The organism is Desulfotomaculum defluvii, assembly GCF_054657375.1.
On the sequence record NZ_BAAHYV010000008.1, the window covers coordinates 21,755 to 38,192 of the forward strand.

A 16,438-nucleotide genomic window follows, 5' to 3' on the forward strand; every position below is an offset into this window, starting at 1 on the left:
TTACTCAGCAAGAGGGTTATGACCAGTACCACCGGATAAGTTGTCCTCAGTTAAATCGTAATGATCATATTCCGATTTTCCATCTAGATTTATACATGAGGCAGAACCAGTTGGTTCATGAACAAAGCATTCTCCTGTTGGGGTAGCTGCCTTATTTTCGGCGTTATCTGAATTGTTTAGAATCATATTAGGCCTCCTAATAAAAGTTATAAATAATATGCGGATAATAAAACTGTATTATACCTTTTGAGCATAAATGTAGCATTAATATACCTATGTTAGAATAATTAAGGCTATTGTACCCTTTAAGTTATAAAGGACAAAAAGGGTACAATAGCCAATAAGTAGGGGAGCGGGAGTATAAGGTCTATAATTAATAAGCTACTTTTTAAGGGGAGAATTATTTCTTATTGCAAAAACGAAGATTGGGAATAAAAAGGGGAAGATAAAGCTAAGTATAGTCATAATAAGTGCGCTTTTGCTGTATTGATTAAATAAATTATAGGTAATGATAATATAAAATATAAAGTAAGCAATTCCAGCAATAACATTGATAAATGGCAATAAAGTCAACAGTGAATACACTAGGGGGGCTGCCAGCAGCACCCATTGTAGGTGCCGAATGACAAAGCCGCATACCCTTACTTCGCCAATAATTTTACCCATGGTATAGTACTGAACATAAGGAATAAAAGCTAACCAACAATACTCTAGTCCTTGGCGCTTTGCTAATTGGTAAAGCCCGTAGCTGAACATCAAATATAAAGAGATTGCTACAAGCAGAACAGCCACCAGCACTAAGCCGCTAACGGCAAAGAAGCTCAATAAACCGGAATCCATAGATACACTCCTTTTCTGTTTTACACACTCCCTCTCCAAATGAAATACTTATAGACCTTTTGTTTCCAGAATATGTTTAAGGTATTGAATACGTCCCAATAAAAATGTATGATTATTAAATAAATTCTAGATTTGCCGGGGAATACCCCGGTTTTCTATATAAAAGCGGGTGAAGAATTTGAGTTCTTTTTATCAAGGGGTTGCGTTAATACTCCTATCGGCCACTGGTTTTGCCTTTATTCCCATTTTTGCTATTTATGCTTATGAAGGTGGTGCCAATGTAACATCTTTACTTTTCTTTCGTTTTTTAATAGCAGCTTTATGCTTTTTTACATATTTAATAATGAAAGAGAAGAAAATTTCTGTTCGTAAGGAGAATATCAAATATTTAGTATTGCTTGGGGGAGTCTTTTATACATTACAATCAAGTTTATATTTTTCTGCGGTAAAATATATCCCTATCTCTCTGGCTGTATTAATTTTTTATGCCTACCCGGTATTTGTAGCAATCATATCTTCATTAGTTGATAAGGAAAAATTATCGAAGCAGATCGTTTATTCAATTGGACTATCTTTTTTAGGATTAGCAATGGTTTTAGGAACTTCCTTTGGCAGCGTAAATCTGTATGGTATATTGCTGGCCCTGGGTGCAGGGGTGTCATACACTGGCTATCTTATCTTAGGTAATAGGGTTATGAAAGACTCCCCAGCCCTGGAGACCAGTGCCTTTATCTGTCTTTTTGCAGCCATATCTCTGGCTGTCATGGGCTTTTCCAGTGGAAATTTGACCCTTCAGCTTACTACCCAAGCTTGGTTGGCTACAGTTGGAGTTTCCCTTTGCTGCACAGTTCTTGCTATCTTTACTCTTTTCCGTGGTATGGAGCTAATTGGCTCTACCCGGACAGCTATACTTAGTATGGTAGAGCCGTTAATTACCATTTTGCTTTCTGCTATTTTGTTTGGTGAACGGATGACTTGGCTGCAAGTTTTAGGGGGGTTAACGGTTTTGGGTGGTGCTTTACTGGTAGTACTGTCTAAAGAAAAGAAAAATGAGAAAACCAGCATTGAGAAGAGGGCAAAGGAAGTAGGCTAATAAGTGAGAATGGGCGTAACGCCCATTTTTTTATGCTTAAAAAGGGGTTCTATTTGCATAGAATTTACAATTATGAAAATATTTTTCTCTAACATCTAAAAATAATTAGCCAAATGTGCTAAACTTTCTGGCAACATCATAGAATGATACGTGTATTTATTTTTCTTGGTAGATCAGACATATAAATTTTATCCGATCTACATTTTCCAATGAGGAGGGGTGGAATGTATTCCTTTAGAACCGTGTCAGTGATTCCAGAATTGCCTGAGAACATTAACCGTCTAAGTGAATTAGCTCGAAACCTTTGGTTTAGCTGGCATCCACAGGCTGAGCAACTCTATAGTAAATTGGATACAATCCTATGGGAAAAGGTTAACCATAACCCAGTAAAATTCTTACTAAATGTCGACACTCTAAGGTTGTTTGAGGCTGCGAAGGAAGCCGAGTATTGTAACCTTTATCAAAGGGTAATGAGAGATTTTGACAACTATATGCAAGGAGATACATGGTTTAAGAAGAATTATCCTGAGCATAATAACCAACTAGTTGCTTATTTTTCAGCTGAGTTTGGAATTCACGAGTCGAACCCTGTATATAGCGGGGGTTTGGGTTTACTGGCAGGGGACCATAGTAAATCTGCTAGTGACCTAGGACTTCCCTTTGTAGGGGTAGGTATTCTTTATAAACAAGGTTATTTTTGTCAGCGTATAAATAGGGAGGGCTGGCAGGAGGCACATTACTCCTTTATGGATTTTAACGAAATGACAGTTACCCCGGCCATCCATCCAGAGGGCGGCGAGGTCATAATAACGGTTCGCCTGCCAGGTCGAGATGTTTTCATCAAGGTATGGCAATTGCAAGTGGGAAGGGTTGTCCTATACTTTTTAGATAGTGATTTAACCCAAAATAGTCGAGATGATAGACTATTGACCTCCAAATTGTACGGTGGTGGGCAGGATACCCGTATTTGCCAGGAAATTATCTTGGGAATTGGTGGGGTCAAGGCGCTGAGGCAACTAGGTATAGCCCCCACGGCTTGGCATATAAACGAAGGGCATGCAGCTTTTATTATTTTAGAACGAATGCGAGAGTTAATCCAGAATAACATTCCCTTTGTCACTGCAAAGGAGGCAGTTCGGACCAGTACAATATTTACTACCCATACACCTGTACCAGCAGGGCATGATGTTTTTGATGCAGGTATGATTGATAGTTATTTAGGTTATTTGTATGAAGAATTAAAGTTAGATCGGGAAAGTTTCCTGGGGTTGGGTTGGGACACCAGCCGACAGGGCTTTAATATGACAATGTTAGCCCTGCACCATGCTGCCTATACCAATGGGGTAAGCAAACTTCATGGTGAAGTAAGCAAAAAAATGTTTTCTCATCTTTATCTAGGTATTCCATTGGAGGAGATTCCCATTCAAGCTGTGACTAATGGCGTTCATACAGAGACTTGGGTGGCACCAGAGATAAGGGCTCTATTTGAAAATTATATTGGCTCTGAATGGGCGCAAAGTATTTCGGAAGCATCACAATGGCAAAGGGTCTATGATATCCCCGATCAAGAATTATGGTCTGTGCATCAAGTTCTTAAGAGTAGAATGATTAAATTTGTGCAAAACAATATCTATCGTCGAATGGAACGAAACTTTCAACCCCTGGAGTTAATTCGTGAATGTGCAGGTTATTTAAGTAAAGATATCTTAACCATAGGGTTTGCTAGGCGGTTTGCCACTTATAAAAGGGCCTATCTGTTATTTAAGAATAAGGAACGATTAGCTAGATTAGTTAATCATCAGGAACGACCAGTACAACTTATTTTTGCCGGTAAAGCACACCCAGCTGATGGCCCCGGTCAAGAATTGATCAAAATGATTAATGATATTTCTGCCGAGGAACAGTTCAGGGGCAAGATTGTTTTTGTAGAAGACTATGACATTAACGTGTCTCGGCACTTGCTGCAAGGTGTGGATGTTTGGTTAAACACCCCCCGCAGGCCCCATGAAGCAAGTGGAACCAGTGGTCAAAAAGCTGCTGTCAATGGTATTATTAACTGTAGTGTACTGGATGGTTGGTGGCCAGAGGCCTACAATGGAGAAAATGGTTTTGCCATTGGGACAGATAAGGATTATCAAGATGATGATGAACAGGATCAAGAAGATGCAAGTTCGCTGTTTGATTTGTTAGAGCAGGTTATCATACCCTATTATTACCGAAGGGTTGATGGTATGCCACGAGAGTGGCTGAGGCATATGAAGGATTCCTTGGCAACTATTCCCTGGCAATTTAGCACTGAGCGAATGGTAAAGGAATATACTCAAAGATTTTATCTCAAAGCAGCTATTAGAGGGCTGGCCTTTGAAGCTAATCAATGTCAAATGGCTGATCATGTGCATAAGTTTAAAAATAATTTGACCAACAACTGGCATCAGATTTCTTTTAGGTCAGTTCAAGTCGATCAACCCCAGGCTTTATTAGCGGGAAATGAAATCAGTGTAAAAGCTGAAGTATATCTAGGATCAAACAAACCTGAAGATATAATTGTAGAAGTAGTATACGGCAAAGTAAGTGATCATGGTTTGGAAGCTACTTCTTTAATACCCATGAATATTAAGCAGACAGTTAGTGAAAATACCTATCTCTACGAAACAAAGATTGTTTTAAAGATGGGAACCTCAGGTTATACAGTTAGAATAAGACCAAAGAATGACTTTTTCGCCCAGATTTACGAATTGCCCCTAGTAAAGTGGGCAGAAAACTTTTAACCCTAAAATAAAAGAAGCCGAACTCGGCTTCTTTTATTTTAGATGACTTATGGTTATATTGAAAATATATAATTTAAGGTAGTCATGGGACAAACAATATATTAAAATAGAAAAGATGCAGCTTAGTCTGTAATTGTATTTAGAAGGGGTTATGACATGGAAAAGTATTTTGAAAAAATGAAAGAGTACCTAGGTATGGAGACCGAAATATCCTACGAGGAATTTGAAGCATACTACAAAGATGTTATTGCATTTTTAAACAATGATTATCTTAACCTAGAAAAAGATGACACCATTAAGGGACGTTTTATCCTAACAATTCTCATGTCAAACAGTGAAGACCGCGGTAAGAGGTACAAAAATCTATCTAAAAAATATAAAAAAATATATGAAAAAAGCCAGTTATGGGCTGAAGCTTTAACACTTAGACTTCTGAAAATGGGTATGACCAAGGATCAGATTATTCAAGCTGAACAAGAACTTAATGATTCGATTTAATACAAAAAGACGGGGGAAAGTTTCCCTCGTCTTTTGAGTTGTTAGCTATTTCTGTAATATTGAACCAATGGGTTGACCCATCTTAATTTCCATATCGGCCGCTAAATGTTTACTTGGTAAGAAAGAATCCCTTTGAAAAATCAGGATAATAGTAGAACCAAATTCAAAACGACCAATTTCCATGCCCTTTTGAATTTCCTGACCAATAGAGAAGTTTGAAACAATCTTCCCTACACCTAGAGCTCCTACCTTAATTAGGGCAAATTTAGACCCCTGTGAAGTCTGGAATAGGGTGCAGGTTCGTCTATTCTTTACAAACAAATCTTTAATAGTCGTTATTCCTAAATTATTTACTGGAAAAACCCTTCCTGGAATGTACTTATGTTTAATGACTTTGGCTGCAAAGGGCATATGAATACGGTGGTAATTTTTAGGACTAAGATATATGTTTAGGTAATAACCATCTTCAAAATCTTCCAAACCTTGATAGGATAATAACTCAGGAATAGAATAAGAATTATTTTTTGCCAGAACAATTTTGTTCTCTTTGGCAACACCCAGATCAACAATTTTACCGTCCACCGGACTAGCCACCACATCCTGACCAGATGCAATGGGCCGTAAAGTGGGGCAAATATCTCTTACAAAGAAGTCCGTAAGACTTTTGTATTCTCTAGGGTGCTGTATCTCTGAGCGGTTTATCTTATAAAATCTTATATAAGGTTTTATTAAAAATTTGCTAAATCGGCTGCGTAATGCAATATTGAAAGCTTTGCCAAAACTTTGACGGGAAATGGAGTGTACAGCAACTTTTTTTAATAGCTTCACGATATCCAGTCCTTTTTTGTTTTATTAAAATTTTTAAAACAATATAAATTATAACACCTTCTTGATAATATACTCCAGTATAATTTTGCAATACTAAAATAATTACTTTTTTCAATACAAATGATTAAAATATAATAATGATATTAGGAGTGATTGAATGGATTTGATGGAATACGAAATATATTTAAGAGTGTTAATGTCCCTGTTAGCAGGGATATTAATAGGCATTGAAAGAACCCTATATAATAAACCTGCTGGTATTCGAACCTTTTCGCTGGTATGTTTAGGTTCTACTTTAATTACCTTGGTTTCAGTTTATGGTGCTGAGAAATTAGGTTATACCGCCAGTTCTGATGATCCATTTCGTATAGCTGCGCAAATTGTAAGTGGGATTGGTTTTTTAGGGGCTGGGGTGATTTGGAATAGCAATAAAGGTGGTATGAAACATGGGGTTACGACAGCTGCAGAGCTTTGGGTTACTTCTGCAGTTGGTATGGCTTTGGGAGTTGGTATGTACGACCTGGCGCTGCTGGTGGTTGTCTGCATTTATATAGCCATCTTCGCTGGAAGAAAATTAGATGATTATGTTGACAAAAGAAAATACCAAGATGATCTTGAATGAAAACTCCTCTACCTGAGAGGAGTTTTCATTTCTTACTTTATAAGGAAGTGGGGGATGAGGGTTCAGAAATCTGTGATAAGGCTTGGCCAGCTTCATTTTGATAAATATTTTGGGTAGCAAGGTCACCTAGGGCAACGATACCGGTTAATGAACCATTTTCTACCACAGGAAGGCGTCTAATCTGACGTTCAGCCATTAGATTTGCTGCCTCATGAACGTCCATTTCTGGTCTACCGGTCACAACATTAGGAGTCATAACACTTTGGACAGTAGTAGCGGAAGGAGACTGTCCTTGAGATACTGCCCTTAAGGCAATATCACGATCGGTTACAATTCCTACGCAGTTCCCATTTTCTACAACAGGAACAGACCCGACATTTTGTTGACTCATAATTTGAGCTGCTTCTTGTACAGTTTGTTGTGGGCTCACAGTAGCAATATTTTGTGTCATAATTTGGCTTAATTTTTGAGCCATCTTGTTACCTCCTCAGAAAATCTTTTTTTGGGGTCCATGCTTAGAATTCCTTTTCTGACAAAGGATCATCCGAAAAAAGACTTGTTAAAAAATAAAAAACAGGGTAAATATACCCTGTTACATAAAACAAAAATTTAATTTAGGCGGTTTGGTCAATGGATTGATGGTTTTCCTGATCATCTTTTATTAAATATAGACGGTTGTTTTCTAGTTTGTACATCATTGGGGCAACGATAACTTTAGGGTATCTTTGGCGAAGCCTTTTAGCTTCAGTCAGAACAAAATCTAATTCATTACCAATTTCATACATAGGGGCAAAATGATTAAAATGATCTTGTGCGGCTGTTCTGTTCCAGCCTACCTCAACCAAACCATCAACAAATTTCTGTTCTTTGGCTTTCAAATTAGCCATACCACAGTTATCATGACCGATTAATGCAATGGCCCTCACTCCACCTACACCAATGGCATAGGATACTTTAAATTCAGAGGCACGAAGATTTCCTCCGCCCGTGCGAAGAACATAGGCAAATTTTTCCGGAACATTAAGGCGCTTGCGATTGTCCATACACATACCTATTAAGATTTCTGCATGATCATATCTTTTATCAGATATAAAAAAGTGCTTGTTAAAATTATGATATTCAATTAAATCGCCAATGGGAGTATTTTGATATTGGGGAAAGATGTCTTCCCTTGTGTTAATTGTAACAATCTGGGCCATTTGTCACCCCTCCTCTTTCAGCCTTTCTTATAACTTACCAGAAAAAATTAAAAATTACAATTGTTTTTTTGTCATCACAATGTTCTTATGTTCTATAAACCAAATGATTTTTATATTTTATGACAATATCTTTATATTTTTTAGCAAGTAGAATACAATTCGCCAATATTTTTACTACATTTTTTCCTTCGCATTAGAAAGGGAAATGCTTAATTATTAACGAAATTAAGTACGAAGTTTATGTTTTGGGGGTAAAACGTGAAAATATTAGCAATTACCGGAAATAAACAAAATGATCATAATAGATTTGCTGCTGGACCCCTAGAAGCAACTAGGGCTAAACAGACATTTTCTAAGGTGCTGGAAAATGAAGAAAAGGATTATGCCCAGCGGCAGATCCAAGAAATGTTGGAGAAGGTCAAGATGGCTGGAGAAAAATTAAAATCTGCTGCCACTGAGGAGAATATAAAACAATATAAAGATAGTATTAAGGACTACCTAACCTTTGTATTGAAAAATTATCATAAATTACGGCACGACCGTAGTATAAATTACAGCACAATCTATACCCGGGTTGAGATTGTTAATAAGGAAGTAGAAGAACTCACCATTAGACTTCTGGGAGAAGAAAAGAATAATATTGATGTAGTGGCCGAAGTTGATCGGATTACTGGACTAATAATAGATGTATTTATGTAGATTATAGCCATTAGCTATTGTGAAGGCTAATAGCTAATGGCTATTATTAATTTACCTCGGTTTTAATTTCACTGCTGGCCTGGGTCTTGATCACGGTTGTTTGAGCCAAAAAGTCATGGATGCCCCTACCATACATTAAAACCAGTACCATTGTTGTTAACATCCAAAACATCCAGGCTGTTTGAATAACAGGATAGGTTAACAAGTAAACTGGAAAAAGGGTAAAAGAAAACTCTCGGAGCAGATAATGACCCAGATGTAAATTTTGCCCTTTGTAGGAACCAATTCTAATTTTCATGATTCGTTTACCCACCGTTTGGCCATCCCAGAGTAGGTTTAAGATAACTATGGTGATTAAAAGGGTAGCACCTCCGATAGCTTCTATTGTCCTTTGGTTATTTTGGGTGCCAAACCATAAATATATGGGTGCAGTTATGACAACTTTATCAATAACTCTGGCAACTAGTCGTTCGAAGGGGCTGGCGTAGGTATTCGTGTCCATTAAGTCATCTCCTCCTTAATATTTAGCGGTAAATTTGTTACAAAAGTAACAAAACTAATTAATGAATGCAAGCTTTTTGTCACGGATAAGATTATCAGAAGGTTTTGTCCTAACGGTTATGAAAACCTCCTTTGTGGCATGCTTCAAAATAATACAGGGAAAATAAGTTTCGTGGTGAAATATTACAAGATAAAATTAGTTAGGGGGTAAAACAGCTTGAAATGTATTTATGAGGACGTTCCATGCAAATGTAATACTTCCTGCCAGGATGAATGCGATGGCTGTTACTGTCAAAAGTGTCCCATCAAAAATAAGCCGCCGCACTATTAATGGTTAAAATAAAAGCTGTTATTTGGGTTAAAGGAGGGTATAAATGGAAAGGGAAGCCCCTAAAGTAAAATTAGAGACCATTATAAAGCTATGTACAGAGGGAATTGAGATGCTCTCCCAAAATAAGGTTGAGGAAACCATGAATGGTCTAATGCATACATTGGAAATGGCCCGACAAATGATGGCGGTTCATACAAGCAGAGGAGAAGTATGGGTCAAAGCCAAGGTAAAACTAGGTGATATTTTCCCGGATACCAGGGGTAAACTAATTCGGAATGATGAAATGGGGATGTTGGTACAATGGGAGGTACCCGGAAGCCAACGTCCCTTAGTGGATCTATTTCTAAGAAATCAATTTGAAGAATACATTGAGTTAGAGGATACCTGTGACAAGCACCAACATTAAATCACCTAGTTTTTAATATATTAAGGACCAAGAATTTATGTCAGATTATGTATAAAATCGCAATAAAACTCACATACTCTTAGTAGTTAATTAGTGTATGTGAGGTGTATTGTTGGTGAACAATTCTAGAAGATTAGTATATATTACTTTAACCCTTGTGTTCTTAGTACTCATGTCATTTTGGTCTTACCGTACTTATGTGCAACATGAGTTTGCCAGTGAATTAATTCGATTTCATGTAATAGCTCATAGTGATAATTTTGAAGATCAGACACTGAAACTACACGTAAGAGATGTAGTTGTAGATGAAATGAAAAAAAGATTTAGTACTGCTAACAACCGTAAAGAGGCTGAAGAAATTGTCGCAACAAGCATGGAAGAGATAAAGAGACTGGCCCAGGATCAGATTCAACGGGAGGGGAAGGATTACCCGGTGGAAGTTGTTATGGGAGACTTCTATTTTCCTACCAAAAGTTACGGTAACTTGACTTTACCAGCGGGGGACTATCATGCTGTAAGGGTTGTAATTGGTGAAGGAAACGGGAAAAATTGGTGGTGTGTACTATTCCCACCCCTTTGTTTTGTAGACAGTGTACAGACCCTAGAGAAGAATGAAGTAGCCAGAGGCCTTAAGGTATTTGAGAAAGAAGATGTGGAATTTCGTCTAAAATGTATAGACGTACTAAAAATATTTAGTTAGATTTGTATTGGGCCCTGTGCTTTGTATATTTAAACTGTACCCTAAAGATTAAATTTGTAGTAAAATATAACCATATGTAAAGCTACGGAGAAAATTTATAACTAAAGGGATAAGGGAGTTGGAAGCTCGGTAATGCAGTGCCGTGGCTACCCCAATAATTATTAAATTAAATGGAGGTATTTTCCTATGCAACACCCGACCAATACAAGAATTATCTTTGCAGAAAACCCAGAAGAAGCTAAACAAAAGTATCTAGCATTGAATATTAAAACTAAAGACCCTAACCCGGGGGTAGAAGTATTAAAACCCCAAGAGGATGAAGATTTTGACATTAATTCTGATATAAACTTAATCGGAGAAGTATCTGTGGGTCCTTCCATAATGGAAGAAATCCGGCAAGATCCTCAAAGGGCTTATGTAGTATATTTCTTAGAAGATCCTCAGAACTTTGCATAATCACTTAAATTTAAATGGCCCTGTCTTAAGAGACGGGGTCATTTTTTCCTTTACTATATTGAGAAGGGATTGAGGAAGATTAACAATCAATCCGTTGAAGGTAAAACAGTGAGTCAGCTTGAAAAGGAACTACGAGTAAAGAAAAGTCTCGCAATAGATTGGAAGTTAACGGCGGGGGGCATTTTTTTTGTTATTTATCTTTGCATGTGTTGGTTTCTTTTTAGGCAGACAGAGGAAGTAAATCGTTTAGTTCAAGAGAATATAAACCTAAAAAAACAACTTCAAGAACAACAGCAACTGTTGGAATCAAAAAGCACAGTACTTCCAACAGTTGCTGTATCAACCCCGGTACAAAAACACTTAGGCAATGAGCTTCTATCATACCAAATACAAAAGGGAGATAATTTTGCCACCATTTCTATGAAGTTTTATAAAACTGAAGCCTATGCTAAGCAATTAGCCAAACTAAACGATATTCCTATGCCCTTGCAAATTGGTCAACCAGTGATGGTTCCCCGGCAACCATTAAAAACCTGGCAGAAATAGTGCAGATGTCCCTAGAGCTGAAGGTTTACAGCTAGAATTATAGCTACTTAATGCCTGGACAATACTTCTGCCCATAGCTGATAAAGAGTTGGAGGTGGTGTTGTTCGTCCATGATGATCCTTTCTAACAATTCCTTAATATAAGGGTCATCGATGAGTTGTTGATGCAGCCGATAAGTTTGAATTGCTGTTTTTTCTGCAGCAATATCTGCAGCTAGTCTATCACATATGCTTTGACCATAATAGACATAGGAGGCATTCCAATATACCACTTGATTATTGGTAAGTGTACGGTATTCTGGGTTTACCCCTAGTAATTTAATGGTTTCTGCAAGTAGTTCTAGGTGATACATTTCAATAATGGAGATACATTCCTCTAGTTGAGCTATATCTTGATATTTATCTTCAAAGGTTAAATAGTGGTAAAGATATTGGTTAATTGCCGTCATTTCACTGACAACCCCTGCATAATCCTCTAGAAGAAGCATGGCATAAAAATGATTTGGACGAACCACACGGGGTTCTGGATATGGATTAGGTAATGCACACCAGCGGTTTATATGCTCCTCTGTGGTGGTTATGGATTGTTGTTTTTGATCATCGGACATCTATACCCCTCCTTTGTTCCAATATATCGAGAGAAGAAGACGCCTATGATAGGTAATAATTGTAAGATCTAAAACAAAAAACTCTGCCACAAGGCAGAGTTTTTTTACTTGGTTGCGGGAGAGGGACTTGAACCCTCGACCTTCGGGTTATGAGCCCGACGAGCTACCAACTGCTCTATCCCGCGACAGCTTATTTATTATATCATTGAATATTTGTAGCGTCAAGCAAGCAAAATAATACTTATGAAGTAGCTAAATTGCACCATTATGCAGACATAACTGAGTTGTCCTGTTTTATAACATTGTTAGTTATTGAAACAAGACTTAGGAAGTAACTGTAATTAAATAATACATAATTCGCTATTTTATGCCTAATATTGACAATTTAGCAGTTGAATTATTGGCATATATCTTGCTTTAAAAAGAGAATAGAGAAAAGAAAACTCGACTGTGAGTCGAGTTAAAGAGAAAAACAATGCAGGCACTTTTTAAAATTATTAAAAGAAGGGCGGAGGTCTCTACGAGTCCTGCGCCCTTCTTTCCAGCAAATATCAGGTGTTAGGCAGTATGACCGTGGTGATTATCATGTTCAAGTATTTTGAAGTTTTCGACGATAAAGCAGTAAGCTAATACACCCATGGCCACTAAACCTGCACTAACAATGAATTCCCAGATAGAAGGAATATAAGACACACCGGTGGAACGCATCATACCAATGATAACAACGTTCATGCGATTCAGGACGACACCGCAACTTACCAGTAAGCCAAAGGTAAAAAGGCCTTTACGTGTGGCACTAAATCCGCTAAAACAAATAATAATTGGTACAATGATGCCAAAAATTATTTCAATCAAAAACATATTGGCTTCAAAGGTACCTGAGAACATTAAACCAAATACACCACGACTGACCAAATCATAGATTTTCAGGATCAGGTAGACAATCATAACATAACCTGAAATTCTAATTAATTTGCGTAGAACAGGAATAGGAACCCAGTGATCGTAAGCCTTTCCGGCTAGGGTGGTTTCCACACAAATCATTGCAGGCCCGACAAAGAAAGAGGACAGCAAGAAGAAAAAGAAGATAATGGGTGACCACCACAGAGGATAAAGCTTATCAACCATTAGTAAGTACAAACCACCCAGAGAAGATTGGTGCAGAGTGGGGAAAATAATACCGATAATCATTAAAACAGGCAAAGCTTTCTTGAAAATGTTGTGAAACTGGGTACCGATGCGCTCAGTGGCAATTTCACCAAATTCCAAGATTTGTACTGTAGTATAACAGGATACACACCAGAAAACTTCAAACAGTACCGAAGAGTGACCCCAGGATACAAAGGGACGCCAAAAGTTAAACCATTGGCCGATGTCTAGGAACAGACCAGCCATTACCAACAAATAACCAAGCAAAGAAGTTAGCATAGCACTACGGGCGATAGGGTGGAAATAATCCTTATGTAGAACGTGTACGATAAGGGCAGTACCATAACCACCACCAGCCAAAGCAACACCACAGAGAACGTCAAAGCCGATCCAGAGTCCCCAGGGCCATTCGTCTGTCAGGTTTGTAACCATACCTAGACCAGTTACCAAACGAAATATAATTGCGCCAACGGCAACAGCCGATAAAAGCATTAGTAATACGCGTGTTGGAGTAATTCTAAAACTCCACCTTTGGGCTTGGGCGTGAGACGCCATGTATATCCCCCCAGTTCTCAGAAGTAATTAACCCTTAATGTTTTTGTTGTTTTCCTTTGCAATTTGTTTACGTCTCTTCGTATAGTGATATAAGCCGGTTAAAATAACACCCCAGGTAATACCTACAAAGGGAGTGGCATGCATATATGCTGCGGTGTAGCTAGGCAATGAACGTTTGGTAATATTTGTTTTAAAGCCCAACTGTTCAAAGGGTACGTCAGAGATGTAAATCCACTCAGTACCTCCCACTTCTTCTTCACCGTATATGTGTTTTTCGTACTTGGCATCCTTAGCGATAGTAGCCTTGGCTTCTTTTAAAAGGGCTTCCCGATCACCGAATTTAAATACACCGGCAGGACAAACTGATACACAGGCAGGTGCTTCGCCCTTTGCTACCTTGGTATTACACATCATACATTTGGTAACAAGTGGGAAGGATTTTTCCCATTCGTACTTAGGTATATTGAAGGGACATGCAACCATACAATAGCGACAACCAACACAGAGGTGTGGGTAATAAATTACTGGACCTTCCTTTGTTTTTTGGAATGCTTTGGCAAAACAAGCAGAGGCACAGGCAGGCTCCTTGCAGTGGAAACATTGCTGCTTTATAAAGCGCCAGACAGGTTCGCCCTGTTTATTTTGTACTTCTTTAAATTGAACCACGGTCCAGTTTTTATCGGTTAGTTTTGCAGTGGGTCCCATGGTGGGGTGCTTTTCATCCCACTTGTTGTCGTTCCATAGCTTACAGGCAACGGTACAACTGCCGCAGCCTACACATTTAGTCAGGTCTACCAATACGCCTTTTGACATGGCTCTTCACCTCCCGGAATATGTAAGATTAAGCGTTGTTCTTTTTCACAGTCAGTTGCTTACCTCGGTCGGTATAGTGGGTGTGGAGTAATTCATGGGCCAGGTGACTGTTCGGGTTTTCAAGAAATTTTTCATAAAGAGCCAGAACTTCTTGGTTTTCGTAGCTCTTCCTCTTGGCATAAATATGGGCGTCTGCGTTGTATAGACTATTAATACGAGCTTGACGAACCTGATCTGAGGGTGGTAAGGAAGTTCGAGGCTGACCACCACCGCTGATACAACCGCCAGGGCAACACATAAACTCAATAAAATGCCAAGGAGCTTGTTTTTTGCGGACAGCTTCCAATATTGGCCGTGCATTACTCAGGCCATGCACAACGGCTACTTTTACAGTTCCCACCCCTGGAATATCCACTGCTGCCTCTTTACAGCCCTGCAAGCCACGGATCGGTGTTAGATTAAGTAAAGCTTCAGGTGGGTCTTGTTTGGTGATAAGAAAGTATGCAGAGCGTATGGCTGCTTCCATAACACCGCCGGTGGCACCAAAGATTAGGCCTGCACCAGTACCTTCGCCCATTAAGGTATCATATTTTTCATCCTGCAGAGAATTCAAATCTATACCTTTGGCTTTAAGCAGACGGGCCAGCTCACGGGTTGTTAGAACAACATCTACATCCCTTAGTTCTTGTTTACCAGCATGTTTTCCGGCACTATTCATTTCAGGACGGGATGACTCAAATTTTTTGGCAGTACAGGGCATAATCGACACGGAAAAAATATTCTCCGGTTTAATTCCCTTCTCCTTGGCATAATAGGTTTTAATCAGTGCACCTAGCATTTGTTGAGGGGATTTACAAGTTGACATATGTGGTAAGAGATCTGGGTAGTAATATTCACAGAACTTAACCCAGCCAGGGCTACAGGAAGTAAACTGGGGCAAAGGTTCGTGGAGGTCTCCAGAGATTCTCTTAATTAATTCAGTTCCTTCTTCAAAAATAGTTAAATCTGCTGAGAAGTTGGTATCAAAGACAGCATCAAAACCAAGTTTCTTCAATGCGGCAACTTGTTTTCCCTCTACGAAGGTTCCGGGTGCCATGCCAAATTCTTCTCCAAGACCAACTCGAGTTGCTGGGGCTGTTTGAACAACCACGTGGATATCTTTGTTTTGGAGAGCTGCCACAACCTTATCAATGTCGTCACGCTCGGTGATAGCTGCAGTGGGGCACCATAAAGTACACTGTCCGCAGTTAACGCAGGTAATGTCATTTTTGATGGGGAGCTCATAGTAACCATAAACAGTTTGAACTCTTTGGCAGACTTCGACACATTGTCCACAAAGGACACATTTCTTATCGTCCCTTATAATGGAAGGGTTACTAGGATCGATAGGAATACGGCCCTTTACCTGAGTAGGAAAGGAACTGGCAACCTGGTACTGTTGAGGCATCCAACCCTTACCTCCTGCGGGGTCTGTACTACAACCGGCAATGGTTGCAGTAATTCCAGTCAGACCAATTCCCCCCATCATCCTGAGGAAGCCCCTTCTGGTGACTTGCACTTGCTTCTCTTTAACCTCTTGTTGCTTCTGCATAGGTTTTCCCCCTTTGCTATAAGTCTTTTTGCTTAGCAGCCGAACAACTCTGCTCGTAATATGTTTACTTAAAGAATTGTCGGCTAAAAGGCCGAATTCGACAAAATGCAGCATGAACCACGTAAAGTAATATTTGTCACAAAATTTAAAAAACCTCTTTTTTGCAAAAATATTTATATGAAAAATTAATTTTACATCTATTACGATAATTAATAGAAAGAAAAGTACAAATATTA

Annotated in this window: 19 protein-coding genes and 1 tRNA gene; 9 read left to right on the forward strand and 11 right to left on the reverse strand. The window is 38.7% G+C overall.

Annotation, left to right across the window (positions count from 1 at the left end; genetic code table 11):
• Positions 1-186: an LAS seventeen-binding protein 3 gene (locus tag ACYQ03_RS15330; protein ID WP_459910845.1), complete on the reverse strand. Its 186-nt coding sequence runs from the start codon at positions 184-186 to the stop codon at positions 1-3.
• A gap of 195 nt (positions 187-381) precedes the next feature.
• Positions 382-840 (reverse strand): hypothetical protein, encoded by a 459-nt coding sequence (locus ACYQ03_RS15335; protein WP_459910846.1) that lies wholly within the window; start codon positions 838-840, stop codon positions 382-384.
• Between the two features lie 178 nt (positions 841-1,018).
• On the opposite strand from ACYQ03_RS15335, the gene ACYQ03_RS15340 reads away from it, so the two are divergent.
• The 3 genes from ACYQ03_RS15340 to ACYQ03_RS15350 all read left to right on the forward strand — a co-directional run bounded on the left by ACYQ03_RS15340 (position 1,019) and on the right by ACYQ03_RS15350 (position 5,199).
• On the forward strand, positions 1,019-1,933 hold the full coding sequence (locus tag ACYQ03_RS15340; protein ID WP_459910847.1) for a DMT family transporter: 915 nt from the start codon (positions 1,019-1,021) through the stop codon (positions 1,931-1,933).
• A gap of 224 nt (positions 1,934-2,157) precedes the next feature.
• Complete coding sequence (gene glgP / locus ACYQ03_RS15345; RefSeq protein ID WP_459910848.1) at positions 2,158-4,701, forward strand: alpha-glucan family phosphorylase; 2,544 nt, start codon at positions 2,158-2,160, stop codon at positions 4,699-4,701.
• A 156-nt stretch (positions 4,702-4,857) separates the two neighbouring features.
• Positions 4,858-5,199, forward strand: coding sequence for a hypothetical protein (locus ACYQ03_RS15350; RefSeq protein WP_459910849.1), 342 nt, complete (start codon positions 4,858-4,860; stop codon positions 5,197-5,199).
• Between the two features lie 45 nt (positions 5,200-5,244).
• On the opposite strand, the gene asd is transcribed toward ACYQ03_RS15350, so the two are convergent.
• Positions 5,245-6,027: an archaetidylserine decarboxylase gene (gene asd / locus ACYQ03_RS15355; protein WP_459910850.1), complete on the reverse strand. Its 783-nt coding sequence runs from the start codon at positions 6,025-6,027 to the stop codon at positions 5,245-5,247.
• A gap of 157 nt (positions 6,028-6,184) precedes the next feature.
• Here asd and ACYQ03_RS15360 point away from each other — a divergent pair, with 157 nt between their 5' ends.
• Positions 6,185-6,649, forward strand: a complete 465-nt coding sequence (locus ACYQ03_RS15360) for an MgtC/SapB family protein (RefSeq protein WP_459910851.1) — start codon at positions 6,185-6,187, stop codon at positions 6,647-6,649.
• A gap of 37 nt (positions 6,650-6,686) precedes the next feature.
• Here the strand turns inward: ACYQ03_RS15360 and ACYQ03_RS15365 are convergent, their stop codons facing one another.
• Complete coding sequence (locus ACYQ03_RS15365) at positions 6,687-7,124, reverse strand: CBS domain-containing protein (RefSeq protein ID WP_459910852.1); 438 nt, start codon at positions 7,122-7,124, stop codon at positions 6,687-6,689.
• A gap of 139 nt (positions 7,125-7,263) precedes the next feature.
• Positions 7,264-7,848 (reverse strand): carbonic anhydrase, encoded by a 585-nt coding sequence (locus tag ACYQ03_RS15370; RefSeq protein ID WP_459910853.1) that lies wholly within the window; start codon positions 7,846-7,848, stop codon positions 7,264-7,266.
• Positions 7,849-8,106: 258 nt separating this feature from the next.
• Here ACYQ03_RS15370 and ACYQ03_RS15375 point away from each other — a divergent pair, with 258 nt between their 5' ends.
• Positions 8,107-8,547: a YaaR family protein gene (locus ACYQ03_RS15375; RefSeq protein WP_459910854.1), complete on the forward strand. Its 441-nt coding sequence runs from the start codon at positions 8,107-8,109 to the stop codon at positions 8,545-8,547.
• A 46-nt stretch (positions 8,548-8,593) separates the two neighbouring features.
• Here the strand turns inward: ACYQ03_RS15375 and ACYQ03_RS15380 are convergent, their stop codons facing one another.
• On the reverse strand, positions 8,594-9,049 hold the full coding sequence (locus ACYQ03_RS15380; protein WP_459910855.1) for an RDD family protein: 456 nt from the start codon (positions 9,047-9,049) through the stop codon (positions 8,594-8,596).
• 373 nt (positions 9,050-9,422) lie between these two features.
• Here ACYQ03_RS15380 and ACYQ03_RS15385 point away from each other — a divergent pair, with 373 nt between their 5' ends.
• The 4 genes from ACYQ03_RS15385 to ACYQ03_RS15400 all read left to right on the forward strand — a co-directional run bounded on the left by ACYQ03_RS15385 (position 9,423) and on the right by ACYQ03_RS15400 (position 11,487).
• Positions 9,423-9,785, forward strand: a complete 363-nt coding sequence (locus ACYQ03_RS15385; RefSeq protein ID WP_459910856.1) for a hypothetical protein — start codon at positions 9,423-9,425, stop codon at positions 9,783-9,785.
• 172 nt (positions 9,786-9,957) lie between these two features.
• Positions 9,958-10,485, forward strand: a complete 528-nt coding sequence (spoIIR, locus tag ACYQ03_RS15390; protein ID WP_459911417.1) for a stage II sporulation protein R — start codon at positions 9,958-9,960, stop codon at positions 10,483-10,485.
• A gap of 186 nt (positions 10,486-10,671) precedes the next feature.
• The gene (locus ACYQ03_RS15395; RefSeq protein WP_459910857.1) at positions 10,672-10,941 is read left to right on the forward strand and encodes a hypothetical protein; all 270 of its coding nucleotides are present in this window, start codon (positions 10,672-10,674) and stop codon (positions 10,939-10,941) included.
• Between the two features lie 108 nt (positions 10,942-11,049).
• Positions 11,050-11,487 carry a hypothetical protein gene (locus ACYQ03_RS15400; RefSeq protein WP_459910858.1) on the forward strand — a complete coding sequence of 146 codons (438 nt, stop codon included), beginning with the start codon at positions 11,050-11,052 and terminating at the stop codon, positions 11,485-11,487.
• 43 nt (positions 11,488-11,530) lie between these two features.
• Here ACYQ03_RS15400 and ACYQ03_RS15405 read toward each other — a convergent pair whose 3' ends face one another.
• The 5 genes from ACYQ03_RS15405 to ACYQ03_RS15425 all read right to left on the reverse strand — a co-directional run bounded on the left by ACYQ03_RS15405 (position 11,531) and on the right by ACYQ03_RS15425 (position 16,202).
• On the reverse strand, positions 11,531-12,094 hold the full coding sequence (locus ACYQ03_RS15405) for a ferritin-like domain-containing protein (RefSeq protein ID WP_459910859.1): 564 nt from the start codon (positions 12,092-12,094) through the stop codon (positions 11,531-11,533).
• A gap of 109 nt (positions 12,095-12,203) precedes the next feature.
• Positions 12,204-12,279 (reverse strand) — tRNA-Met (locus tag ACYQ03_RS15410).
• Between the two features lie 373 nt (positions 12,280-12,652).
• Entirely contained in the window at positions 12,653-13,798 is a 1,146-nt protein-coding gene (locus ACYQ03_RS15415; RefSeq protein WP_459910860.1) for a polysulfide reductase NrfD family protein, read from the reverse strand.
• 27 nt (positions 13,799-13,825) lie between these two features.
• Positions 13,826-14,611 carry a 4Fe-4S dicluster domain-containing protein gene (locus ACYQ03_RS15420; RefSeq protein WP_459910861.1) on the reverse strand — a complete coding sequence of 262 codons (786 nt, stop codon included), beginning with the start codon at positions 14,609-14,611 and terminating at the stop codon, positions 13,826-13,828.
• A gap of 28 nt (positions 14,612-14,639) precedes the next feature.
• Positions 14,640-16,202, reverse strand: coding sequence for a [FeFe] hydrogenase, group A (locus ACYQ03_RS15425; protein WP_459910862.1), 1,563 nt, complete (start codon positions 16,200-16,202; stop codon positions 14,640-14,642).
• Positions 16,203-16,438 lie beyond the last annotated feature (236 nt).